General features: G+C 59.3%; 14 protein-coding genes. 11 read left to right on the top strand and 3 right to left on the bottom strand.

Annotation, left to right across the window (positions count from 1 at the left end; translation table 11 throughout):
• Together O2597_RS17185 and ltrA are read left to right on the top strand one after the other, a co-directional pair.
• Positions 1 to 624 (top strand): hypothetical protein, encoded by a 624-nt coding sequence (locus tag O2597_RS17185; protein WP_269526801.1) that lies wholly within the window; start codon positions 1 to 3, stop codon positions 622 to 624.
• 658 nt (positions 625 to 1,282) lie between these two features.
• Positions 1,283 to 2,572 carry a group II intron reverse transcriptase/maturase gene (gene ltrA / locus O2597_RS17180; RefSeq protein ID WP_269526800.1) on the top strand — a complete coding sequence of 430 codons (1,290 nt, stop codon included), beginning with the start codon at positions 1,283 to 1,285 and terminating at the stop codon, positions 2,570 to 2,572.
• Between the two features lie 104 nt (positions 2,573 to 2,676).
• Here ltrA and O2597_RS17175 read toward each other — a convergent pair whose 3' ends face one another.
• Both O2597_RS17175 and gluQRS read right to left on the bottom strand, forming a co-directional pair.
• Positions 2,677 to 3,507, bottom strand: coding sequence for a mechanosensitive ion channel family protein (locus O2597_RS17175; protein WP_269526798.1), 831 nt, complete (start codon positions 3,505 to 3,507; stop codon positions 2,677 to 2,679).
• A gap of 11 nt (positions 3,508 to 3,518) precedes the next feature.
• Positions 3,519 to 4,382 (bottom strand): tRNA glutamyl-Q(34) synthetase GluQRS, encoded by an 864-nt coding sequence (gene gluQRS / locus O2597_RS17170; RefSeq protein WP_269526796.1) that lies wholly within the window; start codon positions 4,380 to 4,382, stop codon positions 3,519 to 3,521.
• Positions 4,383 to 4,518: 136 nt separating this feature from the next.
• Between gluQRS and O2597_RS17165 the strand changes: the two genes are divergently transcribed.
• The 7 genes from O2597_RS17165 to recF all read left to right on the top strand — a co-directional run bounded on the left by O2597_RS17165 (position 4,519) and on the right by recF (position 15,546).
• Positions 4,519 to 8,229: a translocation/assembly module TamB domain-containing protein gene (locus O2597_RS17165; RefSeq protein WP_269526794.1), complete on the top strand. Its 3,711-nt coding sequence runs from the start codon at positions 4,519 to 4,521 to the stop codon at positions 8,227 to 8,229.
• On the top strand, positions 8,226 to 10,292 hold the full coding sequence (locus O2597_RS17160) for a BamA/OMP85 family outer membrane protein (RefSeq protein WP_269526792.1): 2,067 nt from the start codon (positions 8,226 to 8,228) through the stop codon (positions 10,290 to 10,292). The genes O2597_RS17165 and O2597_RS17160 overlap by 4 nt, the downstream gene beginning before the upstream one ends.
• Before the next feature lie 151 nt (positions 10,293 to 10,443).
• Positions 10,444 to 11,658 carry a DEAD/DEAH box helicase gene (locus tag O2597_RS17155; RefSeq protein ID WP_269526790.1) on the top strand — a complete coding sequence of 405 codons (1,215 nt, stop codon included), beginning with the start codon at positions 10,444 to 10,446 and terminating at the stop codon, positions 11,656 to 11,658.
• A 15-nt stretch (positions 11,659 to 11,673) separates the two neighbouring features.
• Positions 11,674 to 12,420 carry a 16S rRNA (uracil(1498)-N(3))-methyltransferase gene (locus O2597_RS17150; RefSeq protein ID WP_269526788.1) on the top strand — a complete coding sequence of 249 codons (747 nt, stop codon included), beginning with the start codon at positions 11,674 to 11,676 and terminating at the stop codon, positions 12,418 to 12,420.
• A 50-nt stretch (positions 12,421 to 12,470) separates the two neighbouring features.
• Positions 12,471 to 13,271: a Cell division protein CpoB gene (locus O2597_RS17145; protein ID WP_269526786.1), complete on the top strand. Its 801-nt coding sequence runs from the start codon at positions 12,471 to 12,473 to the stop codon at positions 13,269 to 13,271.
• Positions 13,272 to 13,307: 36 nt separating this feature from the next.
• Positions 13,308 to 14,465 (top strand): cysteine desulfurase family protein, encoded by a 1,158-nt coding sequence (locus tag O2597_RS17140; RefSeq protein WP_269526784.1) that lies wholly within the window; start codon positions 13,308 to 13,310, stop codon positions 14,463 to 14,465.
• 4 nt (positions 14,466 to 14,469) lie between these two features.
• Positions 14,470 to 15,546, top strand: coding sequence for a DNA replication/repair protein RecF (gene recF / locus O2597_RS17135; RefSeq protein ID WP_269526782.1), 1,077 nt, complete (start codon positions 14,470 to 14,472; stop codon positions 15,544 to 15,546).
• A gap of 10 nt (positions 15,547 to 15,556) precedes the next feature.
• Here recF and O2597_RS17130 read toward each other — a convergent pair whose 3' ends face one another.
• The gene (locus tag O2597_RS17130) at positions 15,557 to 16,060 is read right to left on the bottom strand and encodes an NUDIX hydrolase (protein ID WP_269526780.1); all 504 of its coding nucleotides are present in this window, start codon (positions 16,058 to 16,060) and stop codon (positions 15,557 to 15,559) included.
• Between the two features lie 211 nt (positions 16,061 to 16,271).
• On the opposite strand from O2597_RS17130, the gene O2597_RS17125 reads away from it, so the two are divergent.
• Together O2597_RS17125 and pilM are read left to right on the top strand one after the other, a co-directional pair.
• Positions 16,272 to 16,862 carry a hypothetical protein gene (locus O2597_RS17125; protein ID WP_269526778.1) on the top strand — a complete coding sequence of 197 codons (591 nt, stop codon included), beginning with the start codon at positions 16,272 to 16,274 and terminating at the stop codon, positions 16,860 to 16,862.
• Between the two features lie 41 nt (positions 16,863 to 16,903).
• Complete coding sequence (gene pilM, locus O2597_RS17120) at positions 16,904 to 18,571, top strand: pilus assembly protein PilM (RefSeq protein WP_269526776.1); 1,668 nt, start codon at positions 16,904 to 16,906, stop codon at positions 18,569 to 18,571.
• Positions 18,572 to 18,591: the final 20 nt, after the last annotated feature.

Raw genomic sequence — 18,591 nt, 5'->3', positions numbered from 1 at the left:
ATGTTGGAAGGCATTACCACCGGCTTTATTCTGTCGCTCTCGCTTTATCCGGGAACGGTCTGGCTGGTCAAGGTCGGCATGGCGGGGCGGGCGGGGCAGGTGCTGGCGGTGGCCTTGGCGTTTGCGCTCTCGCAGCTGATCTGGCTGGCTGTGGCGATTCCCGGATTGATGATGATGGTCCGGCATTTGTACTTCCTGAAGGCCGGCATGCATGTGTTCGGTGCCTTTGTCCTCTTCTATATGAGCTATAAGTTCATGCGCTCGCGTCCGGCCCTGGCCCTGGATGATGTGCGGGAGCTGGCGCCGGCAGGCGAACTTTTTACCGGGGCTTTGAAGCGCTCCTTCGCCATGCCCATGCGTTTGCCTGCGGCGATGGCGATTCTTATGTCCACCGGGGTCTTTGTCACGCATCCGGCGGTGCCGGCTTCGATCCCTCCGGTGGCGGTCGGCAGCTTTCTCGGCGTGGTATGGTGGTGGGGGCAGTTCGGCCTTCTCGCCCTTCTTTTCGCACGTTCCGTGCCGCAGGCGATCACGCTCAAGTCTTTGAACAAGATTCGCCCCTTCTGCGTTCTGATCTTCCTCGTGCTTGGCGGGATTACGCTTTACTTCGGCCTGATGGCCTAGGCTCTAGCATGAGGGGCTTGTTCGCGATCATCCGGCTTACGCCGAATGCTACATTGAAGGTCTCTTGTGCCGCGTCGGCGGTAGGGTCGATGGCCGGTTTCAAGGATTCCATCGATTATTCGAAGCGGTTGCACGCCCGTAGTGCGAACATCAACATGTGTGAAAGTCACATCCATAAAGTTATGCCATTCATTATGGAAGGCAGGGACAACTGCGCAGCCGCGAGGCTGGGTGGGGAGCAGTTCTGTGCCGAATCGGCAGGCCGCAACGAAGGTAAACTGCATCGAATGAGCCCCGAAATGAATGAGAACCGACGAGCCGAGCCTCTTACCGTTGGGCGAAGGCCGCAGGGGAATCCGCCGTGGGAAACCCGCTTCTGAGCGGAAAGGCCTCAATGGCAATCGCGGTTCCAACGCGTCGGCGGGGTCAGCGCAGGTAGCATGTCGAGAAGTGATGTTCGAGGAAGCGGGGAGATCTCCAAGCTCAGGCACAAAGCCAAGTGACTGTCTCAAGCGGCCAAGTCGCAAGGGCAGTGGCGGGCTTGGAGAAGTCGGAGTCGTTCATAGTAGGGTTGAAGTGTCTGTAATGGACATGGACCGAAGGGGCGACACTTGGTTGGCAGCACATGAACGAGGGCAGCAGAGGTGATGGTTCCATTATGGAAATAGAAACGCCGGACAAACTGCGGAAACTCCAACAGGTGCTACACCGCAAAGCGAAGGCGAACGCAAAGTGGCGCGCATGGAGTCTGTATGCGGACTTGCTTCGCGAGGACGTGTTAGCTCATGCCTCCGCAAAGGTCATCGCCAACAACGGGGCGGCGGGAATCGACGGTGTTACTGTCGAGGACATCCGCCGCACTGAATCCCGCGCTCGCTTCCTGAGCGAGTTGCGGGAGGAGCTTAGCTCGAAAGGATACAAACCCTCGCCAGTGCTCTGTGTGCGCATCCCGAAAAAGGACGGCAAGACGCGGGCACTGGGAATCCCGACAGTGAAAGACCGCGTGGTGCAAACAGCACTGGTTCTTTTGCTGGAGCCGATCTTCGAGGCGGATATGCATCCTCAGAGCTACGGATACCGCAAAGGAAAGGACGCGCATCAGGCGATGGATAGTATCTGCCGCGCGCTGTATAGCGGACGACACGAAGTCATTGACGCGGACATCACCGGCTACTTTGACAACATTGACCACTCGATGCTGATGAAGTTAGTCAAGAAACGTGTCAGTGACGGGAGCATCCTGAAACTGGTCAAAGCGTTCCTGACAGCTCCGATCGTGGAAGAGGGCACAGGCCGAAAGAATGATAAAGGCACGCCACAGGGCGGGGTTCTCTCGCCCCTGCTGGCAAACCTGTATCTGAATGGTCTGGATCATCAGGTCAACGGAAGTGCCGGAAGTGGCGCACAGATGGTCCGCTATGCAGACGATCTGGTTATCCTCTGCCAGCGTGGTAAAGGAACCGAACTACTGGAACGGCTCGACCGCTATCTGTCGGCCAAAGGCTTGAGTCTGAACCGCAAAAAGACCCGCAAGGTCGATTTTGCGAGAGAAGGCTTCAGCTTCCTTGGCTTCCAGCTCTACTGGCGCACGAGCCTTCGCAGTCGCAAGCGCTATGTGCACGTCGAACCCTCAAGAGACTCACAGAAGGCTCTGAGGGATAAAGTGCGCGAAGAACTCAACCACTGGACGACATGGAAGAGCAGCACCGCCGCGGTCGCACGGGTGAACCGTATCGCCCGCGGATGGGGCAACTACTTCCACTATCGTAGCAGTAGCCGTGTGTTTGCCCAAAGCAACAACTGGCTGCGTGCCCGCTACCGCCACTGGTTATGGAAGAAGCATAAGCGCAAACACAGCTACTACGGCTTCTTCACCAATGCCAAACTCCACGGCACCTACAAGCTCCACCAACTACCGCTGACCGCGAACCACCCTTCGCTGTGGTGACAACCTCGGAAAGCCGGATGCGATAAATCCGCACGTCCGGTTTGATGAGCGGGGAGCAGGAGCCGTATGGATCTCGTATCACGGTTCCCGCTCCTCGACTCTACTTAATCCTTATCGGCCGGAATCAGGTGCACATCGCGTTGAGGGAAGGGGATCGTGATCTCCGCCTTCTTCAAGGCATGGTAGACGGCCATGTTCAACTCATAGCGTTTGCTGTGGTAGCTGTTGGTCGGAACCCAGATGCGGTAGCCGATGTTGATGGAAGAATCGCCGAATGCATCGATCCCGACGTCGGGTTCCCTTCCTTCGGCAATGCCTACGACTTCGGTAATGGAGTTTCGGATACAGGTGATGGCCTGTTCCGGGTCGGCCGCGTAGTCGATGCCGACGATGCCCTCGACGATCTTGTATTCCTGCGAGTTGACGAAGATTTCCCCGAGGACCTTCCGGTTCGGGATGGTGATGCGTTCGTCATCCTCGTTGAGCAGCTGGGTGTTGCCGAGGTTGACGCAGTCCACGATTCCGGTTTGGCCGCTTACGCTGAGGGTGTCGCCGACTTTGAAGGGGCGGGTGATGATCAGGACAATACCGGCACCGTAATTCGAGATCGGGCCCTGGACGGCCAAGCTCAAGCCGAAGGCGCTGGCCCCCAAGAGGGCGATGAAGGGGGTGATCTCGATGCCGGCCTTGCTCAGCGCCATGATGACGGCAAAGGCGAGAATGAGCAATTTGGAAAAGCCGGCGAAGAAGCGAGCCAGGGTGGGGTCGACCTGCTTTCGGTCCGAGACTCGCAGGATCAGTCCGGCGACACTTTTGCCGAGCCAGAAGCCGATGGCGAGAATGATAGCGGCGATCATAAGCTGCACCCCGTTGGTGACGAGATAGACGATCAGCTTGTCCTTAACAGCCAGTATTTGTTCGTATTCTTCTTCCATGATTTTAAATCCTAGTCCTCGAGGCCCGACCACCAGTCATCCGAATGGCGCAGGGCTTCCGGGCTGTGCCCGGCCTCACGCAGTTCCCGCAGGCTCAGGGAGCGGTGACGTTTGGCCAGCCGAAGGCCGGAGCTGTCGCACATCAGCGGGGTGTGGTAGAATTGCGGCGGCGTCAGGCCCAGTGCCTCGTAGATGAGCAGCTGGCGTGCGGTCGAGATCAGCAGGTCCTCGCCGCGGACGACTTCCGTGATGCCCATCGCATTGTCGTCCACCACGACGGCCAGTTCGTAGGCGGGGACCCCGTCCTTCCGCCAGACGAGGAAGTCGCCGAAGTCGCGGAGGCATTCAAATTCGCAGGGGCCGAGACGGACATCGTCAAAAATGATTTCCCGGTCGTTCGGCACGCGGAAGCGCCAGTTGGTGGCTCCCGGTTCCTTGGCCGTGCGTCCGGCTCCGAGGGCGGGCCGCCAGCTTTCGGGATAGATCGGTTCCGCATCATCGTCGGCATGCGGCGCCTGAGCGGCCCGGCTCACGTCCTTGCGGGACTTGTCGCAGGGGTAGATGTAGCCGCCCTTCTTGAGGTGTTCCCAGGCCTGGAGAAAGCGGTCCATGCGCTGGCTTTGCCGGTAAGGCGCATGCGGCCCGTTGACGTCCGGTCCCTCGTCCCAGTCGCAGCCGAACCAGCGCAGGTCGTCGATGGCGCTTTGGGCGTATTCGGGCAGGCAGCGTTGCGGGTCGATGTCCTCGTCGCGGTAAATCAGGGTGCCTCCGGCCTCCCGTGCGCGCTCCATGGCGATCCAGAACGTCCGTGCATGCCCGAGGTGCAGATAGCCGGTCGGGGTCGGTGCAATGCGACCACAATAGGAGGGACTCATGGTCCAAATAAACCCTCATTTCGTGACTTCGGCAAGCTAGTCTTAGGAATCCGGTCAATTTTCCTTCACTTGGATGGTTGTCAAAAGAACTTAACGGGTTGTCGGTTGGGTTTTGACCGCTTAGGATGTCTGTTTTGTGAAACAACGACGGTACCGAACTATCCTTTACGGGGGCTTGCTGATCTTGGCTGCCTCCCTGGTGCTGTTTTTCTCCAGTGCAGTCTGGCTTCCATGGGTCTTGCCCGGGGTCTTGTCCCATTACGGTGTTCATGTGGGGAAGGTGGAGCGTGCCGGCATGGATTGGATCCGTGCTGAGTCGGTGGGGTACGAGGAGGGGTCCTTGGTCCTGCACTTGGATGAAATCCGTGTCCCCGCACTGCACCGCTACTTCTGGGCATACATACGTGGACGCCTCGATGGGGATACCGGGGTGGAGGCCGGCCACATGCGTGTGGAGCTGGCTCCAGTACTGGTAGGTGGCGAATCACAGGTCGACTTGGTCCGCGAATATCGTCAATACGCCGCAAAATGGAAGCGTATCAAGAACTGGATACCGGAGCTTCGTCTGGAGTCCTTTCGATTGGTGCAAGCCGGGCAGGATCGTTTGCACTTGCACTCTCTCGTCCGTGAAGGCGACCGGTTGCGGGGGCGGCTTCGCGTGGTGGATGACGACAGCTGGCTTGTCGAGATGGATCTCCGGATGCAGGAATCCGGCGGTATGGAGCTGGACTTGAAGCTTCCGGGTCAGGCACTGTCCGGGCGGTTCGAGTTGACGGTGACTCAGGATGCCCTGGTTTTGGAAGGCCGGGTGGATCAAGGCAATGATCGTATCCAAGTCTCCGGATCCATTCCGGCGGGTGCGCTTTTGCCGGATCATTTGGAGGTTCGTTCCGATTCCTGGGCGCTCAAGCCTGAGTGGTGGCGTTCCCCGGAGCTTGCCCGGTTGGAATCTGTACACTTGGATTACTTGAACCTTCATTGGGAAAAAGACCGTTACCGGGGGCGCTTGGTGGTGACTGCATTTATTCCCGGGAAGGAGAGGGCGAGTTTGGAGCCGGTGCTGGAACTGGAACTGAGTGGCGATCTGACACAAATTCGTTTCCAGCGTGTGGAGGTCCGGAGTGCTTGGGCGCAGGCGTCTTTAACGAAGCCGGTGGTCCTGCAATTGCCGGGCTTCAGCTTTGAGCAGGCGGCATCGTTGAGCCTGCGCACCGACTTGTCGCAACAGCCTTTTTTTCCGGTCGAGGGACAGCTTGAATTAGGACTCGATTTCCTGCCGAAAAAAAACGGGCCCGGTCAGATACGCTTTCATCTAAGCGGGTCCGCCTTGCGATATGCCGGCTATGAAGCGGATCTCTTGGCGCTCCGGGGGCAGTTCGAGGACGGCTTGATTCGGATGGATGAGGGGGAGCTCCGCTTGGATGGCGCGGATGGAGGAGAGCTTCATTTCAACGGCCTCTTGGATTGGAAAGGGACGGCGACTCAAGTTGAATACAATGCGGACCTTTCCGCGGGTCTGGTAAACCGCTGCTTGGGCGGAGCGCTGGTACGTCGCCCGGTGCAGGTGAGTGGTTCGCTTCGAGGAGGGCTGGATAAACCGAGACTGAGCCTGCATCTCACGCCCACACCTGTCCAGCTTGAGGGGTTCCGGCTTCTCCAGCTTGCTTTGGATGCGACGTCGGAAGGACTCAAACAATGGAAATTCGAAGCTTCCGCCGCAACGCCTGATGAAGAGGCCAATCTAGAACTGTCCGGCTCTTTGGAGCAGTTTGCGGGCGCGTTTCGTGTGCAGTTGGAGCAACTGGACTGGCTTGATCGGAACTATCCGGATTGGCAGCTTGAGTCTCCGGGCCGCATTGAATGGTTGTCGCCGGGGCAGAATCGCTCGGACTGGCTCAAGCGGCTTCTTGTCACGCCTCTGCGGTTTTCCGGTACAGGCAGTGAGCTGCAGCTCACGTCGTCCGAAGACGGCGGACTTTCGCTTACGATGCAAGGTGTGCAGGCGGGCCGTCTGAATGCTTGGTTGAAAGCGCCACAGCCGGACTACACCTTGACCCGTGTTGACTTTCGACTGGGCCGCTTGAGACCCTGGATTGAAGCTGAGTTGGGCTTTTCTGTAGCGCAAGCAACGGCGGAGGATGCCCAATTGCAGTTGGACGGACGTCTACAGTTGGATGCGGAGGGCACTGCGGTTCCCGCGATCAATCTAGTGTTCAACGGGGAGTCGCAATTGAGCGGGGCCTTACGCCTGCCGCTCCGTTTTGCGCCACCGGCAACCGGTCGGGACACATCCTGGGAGCTGTCAGAAGCGGGGTCCTTGGAAGGGCGTTTTCGCGGGCAGCCGTCGGATGCCTTGGTGAGCTGGCTGGAGTCCACATACGGTGTTATCCTGCAAGGCGCTGCGTTGGACGGAGCGCTTTCCGGGTCGCTCTTGAAACCGGAGGGGACGATTCGCGCAGTGGTAAAGGGACTGCGTTTTAAGGGGGGCGGAGACGTACAGATGCCAGGGCTGAATGGCCTTGAACTGGACATGAAGCTGGACAGCGATGTCATTCGTGTGGAGCGCTTGGATTGTCGCTTGAGGGGCGGACGCCTGGAGGCGAATGGGGAATGGACGACGGAGGCATTCCGACGCTTTATTCAAAGTGGTGGTCGTGAGGGGGTGGCTTTTCTGGAGTCCGGATCGGGGCATGTGGCATGGGCGGATTGGAGTCTGCAAAACTGGACGCCATACCTGCCTGCGATTGTCCGGCAAAGCGGGACTTTGGAAGGATGGGTGGATTTCAATCGGGGCGCCCAGTTGCAGGGTGAAGCGGCCTTTCAGGATTTCGCGCTTCGTCCCACCATGCCGTTTCCTTCGGTCGATGCGATTCAGGGACGCGTGCGGCTTGAGGGGCGCCGCTTCGAGCTTGAGGATGTGTCCGCGCGTGTCAGCGGGAGTCCGATTCACCTGAAGGGGCAGTTGGATTTCAGCGATTTAAAGGTGCCGGCTTGGCAGTTGTCACTCCAAGGGGAGCGGGTGCCTCTCGTCCGCACCGCGGATTTGATCCTGCGCAGCGACCTTGACCTGACGGCCGAAAAGACTTCGACCATGCCGGTTCCCAAGATTCAGGGCAGCCTCAATCTGCGTTCCAGTATACTCTTGGTCGAGTTCGATCTCTTTTCGCGCGATGTGGATACCGGTTCCACGCGCAGGCCTCCGTTCTTTTCCGTCAGGTCGCCCACTTATCGGGACTGGGATCTGGATGTGGCGATTCAGGGTGATTCCTTTATGCGTGTGAGAAGTCCGTATTTCAAATCCAGCTTGTCCGCTAATTTCAAACTGGACGGGACGCTTGGGGAGCCTCGCTTGATTGGTTCGGCTTACGTGGTGGACGGGGAGGTCCGCTTTCCCGGGGGCAAGATGCGCTTGGATGAAGCGGAGGCCTACATTGATCCGGCGCGGGCCGATGTGGTGCAACTCCGGGCGACGGGCATCGCACAGGTGGCATCCTATGTGATCACAATGGAGGTTTCCGAAACGATGCAGGATCCGCAGGTGGTTTTTCAGGCGTCGCCGGCCCTGTCCAACGCCGCGATCGCCCGCTTGCTGGCCACTGGCAGTACCAGCGGAGGCGGGGCCGGGACAGTCGGACTTTATCTTGGACGTGGCTTGCTCGGGTCGAGCAGTATGAAAGAGTCGATTGCAGACCGCTTTACCATCGACTTGGGGGAAGAGACGACACGAAGTGGCAATAGTACCTACGGGGTACGCTATGACTTGAATGAAGACCTGTATTTGAAAGGCGAATATGATATCTATGACGCCTATAACGTGGATTTGATCTGGAGCATCTTCAATCAATGAGAGGGCGTAGTCTCATCGTCTTGTGCTCCGGGCTCGCCGGATGTCTCGTCGGGACATCCGGGCAAAGTAATATCACGGTGGACGGCTTGGGCTGGTGGGAGAACCGCCAGATGGAGTCGCGGGTCGCATTCTTGCATGGCTTTGCGCCGAACGAGCCGGCCGAACTCGATACGGCCGTACTGGAGGATACCGCTTTTCTACTTTACCAACAGGTCCGGAGGCAGGGCTATTTACAGCCGCGTCTCTCGGTGGATTTGATCCGCGGCGACGGCTCGGTTGAAAGGGTCGAGTGGGAGGCGCAGGATTTTTGGTTGCCATCGGGGACCACGGCCGAGGCGGCGAGCTATCAGGTTGAGCCTGGATGCCTGTATTATTTTGAATCGGTTCAGGTTGATGGCTTGGCCGAGGTCTCGCTTGAGCATCCGGAGCGTTATTTCGTGCCTGGAGGCGCCTTGTTCAATACCCGGCGGGCAAGGGCCTACACGCCGGCCAATCTAGAGCGGCGCACGCAGCGTCTGATTGATTCGCTCCGGCAGTTGGGGTATCGATCAGCCCGGAGCGCGCCACCGGAGCTTGAGATGGATGATACCAGCGGGGCGGTGCAGGTGTACCTGAAGTGTAGTCCCGGACCGGTCTTCCGGGTTGGGATGGTCGAGCTCATCGACAACGGCGAGTCCAGGCGCTTGCCTGAGCTTGCAGGAGCGATCCTGACGCCTCAATGGGAGTTGGATCTCAAAAGCAAATGGCGCCGTATTGCCAATGAGGAAGGCTATCCGGATGCCCGGGTTTGGCTGGAATCTGCCGGGGAGCGCGCCGGCGAAGCTGGCTTGGTGCAAGACTTGAAAGTACAGCTCAAGCGGGGGCCCGCGGTGAGCTTGCGTTCAGTGCGTTTTGACGGGGATGAGGCGACGAAGCGATCGATCTTGAAGCGCCAGGTGGATTTGACTGCCGGGGCGCCATTGGATGTGCAGGAGGTCAGCGAGGGGCGGCGCCGGGCGATGGCTTTGGGTATTTTCCGGGAAGTGGACTATAGCATCGAACCGGAATCCGCATCGGAGCGGGATGTGACCTATCATCTAGTGCCGGGGCGGCGAAAGGAGTTACAGTTGCAGGCAGGTTGGGGGAGCTATGAGCAATTGCGGGCGGGCTTTCGCGGGGTCGGCAGGAACCCCTTTGGTCGGGCGAACGTCTATGAATTCGGGATGAAGCAAAGCTTCAAGTCGCAGTCGGCCGATGCGATTTTTTCGGTGCCGCAATTGTATGGTTCGGCTGCGACTGCTTATGTGCAGGGAGAGTATGAGGAGCGGGAGGAAATTTCCTACACGACTTCCCACTATGGGGGTTCGGTGGGGGCGCTGACCACCCTGGGCGAGCGCGGATTGCGGTTGTCGGCGGAATACAGCTTGTTCAAGGAGGATGTGGACCGGGAGGAACAATCTGATTTTCGTTCGGAGGAGAATGCCACGGTGGCGAGTCTGACCTTCAAGGCCACACTCGACCGGCGTAATGATTTTCTTGCGCCCACGGCCGGCTACAACCTCTACCTCTCCTATGAGCTCGCCAACAGTTTACTGGGTGGGAGCGTTGATTTTCATAAGTTCGAGGTGGGAGGCGGCATTCACCAAGCACTGACCGATAGTACGATTCTGCATTTCGGCTTGAGTGGCGGCTATCTCTACGCCCCGGGGGCGGCAGATGAGAATATCCCCTTCGGGCGGCGCTTCTTTACGGGGGGTGAAAATTCGGTTCGTGGCTACCGCGAGGGCGAAGCCTCGCCTCTGGATACTGACGGAAACCTGATCGGGGCCGAGGCTTATGCGCTGTCCAATTTGGAGCTGGAGCAACGCCTGTTCGAGGCTGTCTCCGTCGTATTCTTCTGGGATTCGGTGGTAAATGCGCGGGAGCGTGATTTTGGGGAGGGGGCCTGGCTGAACTCGGTGGGGCTGGGGATTCGCTACCAGACTTTAGTGGGCCCTTTGCGTGTGGAGTATGGGCACAACCTGAATCCGCGGAGCAAGGATACGGATGGGACATTGCACTTTTCGATCGGCTTTCCGTTTTAGCCGCACTGCGGCCTCCCTGCTTTCATCCTTGATTTAAAGCGGAATGCGGGCACTGTGCACCATTTACGCCGGAGCCTGCTGCTTGCCGGCGGCATCTCACAACATGGACCCGGGTACGTTTGGCCGGGCATTTTAAAACCAACGATACCACATGACATTTAACGAACTCGGACTCCACGAAACCATCCTCAAATCCATCGACGAATTCGGCTTTAAAGAGCCGACTCCGATCCAGGCGAATGCGATCCCCCCGATCCTGGAAGGCCGGGATGTCATCGGTTCGGCCCAGACGGGTACGGGAAAGACCGCGGCCTATGCCTTGCCGATCCTGCATCGTCTTGGCGGGCACAGGGAAGGGGCGCCGCCGCGCTGCCTGATCCTGGGGCCGACGCGTGAACTGGCTGCCCAAGTCGAAGACCAGTTCAAGTCCTACGGCAAGTACTGCGAGCCGAAGTGCTGTCTGGTGCATGGCGGGGTGGGCTACGGCAAGCAGATTCAAGAGCTTAAGGCCGGGGCGGACGTGGTGATTGCGACGCCGGGGCGCTTGCTGGATCACTTGCAGCAGAAAAATTTCGACCTGCGTTCGATCGAGGTGCTCGTTCTGGACGAAGTCGACCGCATGGTGGACATGGGGTTCATCGACGATGTCACACGTATCATAAAGCTGTGCAACCGCAACCGGCAGACCCTGCTCTTTTCCGCCACGGTGTCGGATGAGATCAAGCGACTGGTGGGCCGCTTCCTGAAGGATCCGGTCGAGGTGGCCATCGGGGTAAAATTGTCCCCGGCGGAGACCGTGAAGCACGAGATCTATCCGGTGGGTGCGATGCAGAAGTTCGATTTGCTGATGGCGCTGATCGAGAAGATGGAGATCGATAGCCTGATTATTTTTTGCCGAATGAAGATGGGTGCCGACCGTATTACCCGTTGGCTGAAAGAGCACCAGTACAATTGTGCGGCGATGCATTCCGACCTCCCGCAACGGGTGCGGACCAAGTCCCTGGAGGAATTCAAAACCGGCAAGATCCAGATTCTGGTGGCGACGGATATCGCTTCCCGCGGTCTGGATATTGCGAACGTGACCCACGTCATCAATTACGATGTGCCGGAGCATCCGGAGGATTACGTGCACCGGATCGGGCGAACCGGACGGGCCCAGCGCGAAGGCGATGCGGCTACCATTCTGGCGCCGGACGAGGAGAGTAAGCTTCATGCGATCGAGAAGTTCATCGACCAGCAGATCCCGCAGCGCAAGCTGGAGGACTTCAATTATTTCCATGAACCGATCATTCGCAGCGGGGAGGGTGGACCGCCCCGCCGTCGCCGGCGCAACTCGGCCTCGAGCCGTTTCGGTCGCCGCCGCTAGGACGCAGGCTTCGCCATGAACCTGATTCTTTTCGAACAGGCTTTCGATCGTATTCAACTGTCGAAGGACGATCCGCGGGCGGCGCATTTGCGCAAAGTGCTGCGAGTGGAATTGGGGACTCTGGTCTTTGTCGGTTTTGTGAACGGCCTACGGGCCCGGGCGAAAGTCGTGGCGCTGGAGGCGGATGGCAGTGTGGCACTCGAGGTGGTGGGTACGGAACCGGCGCCGGCAGCCTTGCCCCTGACCCTGCTGGTTGGCTTGCCGCGGCCGCATACGGCCAAGCGTATTCTTTTCGAGGCCGCCAGCCTGGGGGTGCAGACGCTGGCCTTTTTCGAGGCCGAGCGGGGCGAACCCTCCTACGCACGCAGCAGTCTCTGGCAGACCGACGAATGGCGTGAGCGGCTCCGGCTGGGTACGGAGCAAAGTTTCGGCACCCATGTGCCCGAGGTGGTCATGTATCCGGATCTTCAGACCGCACTCTCCCAGCTCTATGATCGTCCGGTCCGCGTGGCTCTCGATAATTATGAAGCGGCGGGGGCGCTCGCCGCGATGCTTCCTCAATCGGCCGGATCCGGTGTGCTGGCCTTCGGGCCCGAGCGGGGCTGGTCGCCGAACGAGCGCGATACGCTCCGCCGCAACGGCTGGGCGCTGGCCCATCTCGGACCTCAGGTCTTGCGTGCGGAAACCGCTGTGGTCGCTACTGTCGCGGCAGTGGCTTCGCAGCTCGGCTACTGGAAAGACCAGACCGCTACCTCGCTCTGAGTAAGATTTTGCGTTGACGGAGCGTAGTGTGGATTGAAGCTCCCACCCTGATGCGTCCGATAGTTCGTCCACTCGCTTTACTGCTTCTTCTGCTACCTACATTCTTCACTGCGTGCACGCCCGGTGATGTCGAAATCGTCAGCGAGACCAATGAGAAACAGTACCAGCTGGCCAAGAGCTACGAGAGCCAGGGACGCATGGAGGAGGCGCTGAGTGCCTATTTGCGGGTGATCGACTCCCGCCGGGATGCGCCGGAGTCGCACCTCGATGCCGGCAATATCTACCTCAAGCAGCTCAAGGATCCGATCCGTGCCATCTACCACTTCGACCGTTATCTCCAATTAAAGCCGGGGTCTCAGCAAGCCACCCAGGTACGACAATTGATTGAAACCGCCCAGAAGGAGTTTGCGCGTCAACTACCGGCCCAGCCTTACCAGGGGGATTTGGAGCGTATCGACCTAATGGAGCTGGTGAAGAATTTGAAGCAGGAGAACGATTCGCTGAAGCGTGATCTGGTTGCGGCCCAGGCCCGGGTGAAGCAGCTCGAAACCATGGTGGGCGAGGCACGGCGGGTCACGCCTGCGCAAACGCAAAGCACGACGACCTACCGTGCGCCGCTTGCCACGACGGCCACGCGGAGCGCCACCAGTACGGGAAATACGCAGCGTACAGCTCCGGACCCGGCCAGCGTGCCGCGCACATACCAAGTCCAATCCGGGGATTCCCTCAGCAGTATCAGTCGGAAATTTTATGGGACGCCCTCGCGCTGGATCGACATCTATCAGGCGAACCGGGATCGTTTGGCGAGTGAGAATGCCTTGAAGGTGGGGCAGGAGCTCCGCATCCCCTGATTGACCGCCGGGGCGTCCCGGATAGACTCAGCCGTCATGGATCCTGGCTACTTTGATTGCAATGCGACCACGGCCCTGTGGCCTGAAGCCCGGGCTGCCTGGGTGGAGGCGGTCGAGCAGTACTGGATGAATCCGTCCAGTCCCTATCGTGCGGCGGCCCGGGCGCAGGTGCGCATGGAGGCAGCGCGGGCAGCTCTGGCGGCGCGTTTCGGACTGGTGCCGGAGCGTGTCGTTTTCAATTCGGGCGCAAGCGAAGGGAACAATGCGGTTTTTGCCCACTGGGCCCGGTGCCTGCCTGCGGAGGCCCGTGTCGGGGTGAGTCCGACCGAGCACCCGAGTGTGACCGAGGCGGCCCGGCATTATTTCGGTGACCGCGTGCGGTGGCTGGAACTCGGTGCGGAGGGCGCGGTCTCGGTCGAGGCGCTGGGGGAGCTGTTGCGGGAGGGCCGGCTGGCCGCGGTTTCCGCCATGGCGGCCAATAACGAAACCGGGATCCTGAATGACTGGCAGACGATTGCCGGGCTCTGTCGGGAAGCGGGGGTGCCCTATCATTGTGATGCCTCGCAGTGGATTGGAAAGATGCCGCTGGCGGGGCTGGGGGACTGTGGAATTGTGACCGCCTGCGGGCACAAGTTCGGCGGCCCCCGTGGCGTGGGCTTCTGGTTGCTTGCGCCGCAAATGCAAGGCTTTGAGGCCCAGCGGGGCGGGGCGCAGGAAGCCGGAGTGCGTGCGGGTACTCCGGACCTTGCGGGCATACTCGCGCTGGAGGCGGCCCTTCGGGTGGCGGAGTCGGTTCGTACCCGATGCGATGCCGCCGAGCGGGACCGTTTTGTCCGTGGGCTTTGTCAGGCGATTCCGGGAACGGAATGCGTGGGTGAAGGCATGGAACGTCTGTGGAATACGACTTGTCTGATTCTGCCGGAATTTGCCAGTGTACGCTGGATCCGGGCTTTGGAGAAACGGGGCTTCTATGTCTCTTCCGGTTCCGCATGTTCAACCGGCAAAGAAGGCCCCTCGCCGGTACTGGCCGCGATGGGCCTGTCCGCGGGGCAGATGCGCCGGGCGATCCGGGTGAGTTCGACCTGGAGTACCCGGCCCGAAGACTGGGATGCCTTGGCGGCGGCTTTCCTGGCAGCCTACCACGCGATGAAGGAGGAGGCCGGCCGTTCGGGGAACGAGGTGATCTCGATTTAACAGCATGCGTTTCCTGCAACTCAGACTCCAGCAATTCCGGAACATCGACTTTGCCGAATTGGACCTGTCTTCGTCCCGCAGTTTTCTTCTCGGAGCCAATGGGCAGGGGAAGTCCAATCTGCTGGAGGCGTTGGGGCTGATTACGGCACTCCGTTCGTTCCGCACCCAAAGCCTGACAGCACTGCCGCAGCAAGGGGGGCCGGGCTATGCGGTGGTTTACTCGGTGGAACATGAGCAGCAGGGGCGCACCGAAGTCGAACTGCAGTCCGCCCGGGCCGGACGTACGGTTTCGGTGGATGGTGAAAAGATCAGCCGGTTGGGTGATTTTATCGGGCGTTTCCCGGTCGTGCCGCTCAGCTCGGGAGACTTGATGCTCCTGCGTGGCTCGCCCACCGAGCGTCGGCGTTTTCTCGACCTGACGCTTTCGGCGGTGGACCCTGCCTACTATCATGCCCTGCGGCGTTACCATCGCGGGGTGGCGGAGCGGAACCGGCTGCTCAAGCAGAACGGTTCCGCCGCAGAGCTGAGTGCCTTTGAGGCCGAGATCGCGCCGCAGGCGGTGGCCTTGGCTCGACGTCGGGAGCAAGGATTCGAGGCCTTGCGCAGGGTGTTGACCTGCGTCTACGAGGGAATCGCCGAGGCCGATGAGGGCCCGGAAATGGTTTTTCAGGCGAGTGATTCCTGCGAATCGGAAGACGCTGTGGCGGCCATGTTGCGAAACAGCCGCAAGCGGGATGCGATTGTCGGGTCGACCCAGAAGGGGCCGCACCGGGATGATTTTGCTCTGCGCCTGCGGGTCGGCGGGGCCCGTGAATATGCCTCCGACGGCCAACAGCGAGGGTTGTGTGTGGCGCTTCGTATCGCTCAAGCCCGATTCTTTCATGAGCGTTTGGGAGTGCAGCCGGTGATCCTGGCGGACGATGTCCTTGGTGAGCTAGACCCGCACCGCAAGGCCGGCTTCTGGAAGGCGTGCCCGGAAGACTTCCAGATCATCGCCACCGGAACGGAACTTCCGGACCGTCCCGAAAGTTGGAGTGTCTGGCAGGTGAGACAGGGGGCCTTTGCCCCGCTGATGCCATAGCGCTGCGCTCCTATTCGGGGAGGCGAAGTTCTTCGGTCAGGCTCAGTTGTCCGTGTGGGTCGCAGTTGGCGCGCAGTCCGATAAAGCCTTCGCTGTAACGGTCATAGTAGGGCCAGAGCAGGGTTCGGTCGGTTACCGGAATCGGCAGGCTGTCGATGCGCTCGCGGCTGAAGAAGGCGAAATGCCCTTCATCGATGGCTTCGGGCAGTCCGTGCATGCGGCGCTTGCAATCAAACAGGAACATCAGCCAGTGGCCGGTGCCCTCATAGCTTTTTTCCGAGATGTATCCGAAGCAATGCAGGTCCTCGTCTCCCAGTTTCAGGCCGACTTCCTCCATGGTCTCACGCCGGGCGCATTCGTAGGGGGACTCGCCCCGATGCATGTCGAGCTTGCCCCCGATGGGGCTCCAGCACCCTTGGTTGGGAGACTTTGTCCGTTCAATGAGGAGATGTTCACCCGCGTCATTTCGGATGAATACAAGTGCGCTGATTTTGAAGGGCAAGGTGTCCGCCATGCCATGACGCTTTGCAAAGATTTGCGGTCTGCAAGTGTATTTCCAAGTGATTCGGGTGGTTACGCAGCGATGATGCGCTCTAATCCGCGATATCAGAGGGAAAGAATCCCATTCATTAAATGAAAAATAGGTTGCTTCATGCTGAGTCTCTCCATAACCAAGTCCCCATTATCGGCGCACTAAAGCGCGGATTCATTGTTTACCTTCCGATATGAAACAGATTTTCACCCCAATCCTGTTGCTTTTTGCAGCGCTGGCGGCTTACGGCCAGCAGCCCATGATCGAAGTCCAAAAAGTCGACTTCAAGACGACCAACGACAAGTGGACGCAAGTCGAAGTCGAGCTTCTCGCCAATAAGAACCTGCTTCCGGATGCCCGGGACGAGAACTATGTCGAGGACATCAAGGTCAAGCTTTACCTCGGTTACCTGATCGATTCCAAGGCGAAGAAGTACGACTACTACACTTCCGAGCTTGAAATCGTGATGATGGAGTCCGGTGACAAGAACAGCGTGTACTTCTACCTGCCGGGGATCATCGTCGACCGTGACGGCCTGGACACGATTCCGACATACTTCTATGTCGAGATCAGCGTGGGGGGCGAGGTGATGCCTCCCCAAGAGCGCGCCACGACGAACGACAGTGACTTCCGCCGGTCCTTTCTCAACACCTTCGTTTCCAAGGCGGACAGTGAAGGGGAGGCGAACAAGGACCTGTTGATGCCGATCTACCTGGCACCTTCGACCGCTTATGGTCGTATCAGTAATTTGCCGCTCATCCTTCGCAGGGATGTCCGCCCCTAATTATAAACCGTTCATTTTATAAAGAAACTATACAGAACTAAATGAGTAGCGCCAAACGACTAATCATTAACTGTGGGGCCAGCCACGTGACCGCAGCGGTCGTCGCCTCGTCCGGCGGCAGTCTGCAAATCGACACCTTCGTCGCGGAACAACTGGTCTATGATTATTCCAATGATGATGCCTGGCTCGGTGCGCTTTCGGATGCGCTCAAGGAGCTTTGTCGTCAGCACAAGCTGTCCGGCAAGGCCACTTTCATCATCCCCGGGAACCAGGTCCTGACCAAGACCTTCCGCATCCCGCATGTGGAAGACTCGAAGCGCGCCCAGATCATCGCCTTTGAGGCCCAGCAGAACATCCCTTATCCCCTCCACGAGGTGGTCTGGGACAGTCAGGTGGTCGGTGATGACGGGGTGGAGACCGAAGTGCTCTTCATCGCATGTAAGTCGGATACGATCGATGAGTTTTGCCGGGTGGTCGGGCAGGCCGGGTTGACGCCGGAGTCGATCAGTGCCGCCACCGTGTTGGACTACAATGCGCTCCAGTTTGCGGACCCTGCGCTGGAAGGCGAGGTTCTGCTCATTAATGTGGGCGCCCGTTCGACCAATTTGCTCTTCCGCAATGATGACGGTATATTTGTCCGTAACATCGCATTGGGCGGCAACGCGCTGACCCAGAATATTGCGGATAGCCTGGGCAAGAGCTTCCCTCAAGCCGAGGAGATCAAGCACCGCTTCTTCAGCGGGCAGTTGGATTACTCCAATGATGACTCCGGGGCCAAGCTCCTGAATTCCTGCGCGGATTCCTTCATGCGCCGGATGGGGCAGGAAATTACCCGCTCCATCGTGAACTACCGTCGCCAAAAAGGTGGCGGGGCGCCCAAGCAGATCCTGCTGAGCGGCCGTGGTGCCCTGCTGAGCGGCTTGGCCGAGAAGCTGTCTGAAACGCAAAAAGTGACGGTCGAGTTTTTCGATCCGCTCTTGAATGTGACGCTGGATGGCGCGATCGACATCGATCCGGATGTCCTGCGCCTGCAAGCCAGCGAGATCATCGGTGAAGCGGCCCGCGACCAGATTGCGGATCCCGCCTGTGCCAACCTCTTGCCCGAGGCGATCCAGAGCGAGATGCGTTTTTCGCGTCAGAAGCCTTTCCTCATTCTGGCGGCGGCCTGCCTGGCCGTGGCTCCCTGGCCCGTCTTCCTCGCAGCCAACAGCAAGGCTGCGGTCTATAAGGAGCAAGTCGCTGAAATTCAGCAGCAGATTCCGCCGCTGCAGTCCCGCAAGGCGCAAATCTTTGAATACCAGGAAAAGGCGGAGGCCCTGAAAGCTTCGATCCAGCAAGTGGAAGGGCTGGTTAGCACGAAGACCAACTGGATCCAGTTCTTCGCGGATCTTCAGGAGAGTCTCGCGCTGGCCAAGGATGTCTGGCTCGACGGGCTCAAGGTGCAACGCTTCCAACCGGAGAAGGGGACCGCTTCCTACGAGGTGGTCGTGGAAGGGCAGATGCTGGTGCGTGAGACGGCCAATGGCGCGCAGTCCATTGACCAGAATACACTCTCCCGCCGGATCAAGAGCCTGCAATCCAGTTTTGAAGGTTCCGAGTTCGTGAAGGCGACCAAGCAGCCGAAGATCTCGTGGAATCAACTACGGGAAGGGCTCAATGTGCTGCCTTTTGAGATTACCCTGGAGATCGACACTGCCAAGCCGCTCTAGGCGTTCATCACTGTTAGAGA

The organism is Coraliomargarita parva, assembly GCF_027257905.1.
In the GTDB taxonomy this organism is placed as follows: Bacteria; Verrucomicrobiota; Verrucomicrobiia; order Opitutales; family Coraliomargaritaceae; genus Coraliomargarita_A; species Coraliomargarita_A parva.
Note: the sequence above shows the minus strand (reverse complement) of the source record. Positions and strands in the feature narration are given on the sequence as shown.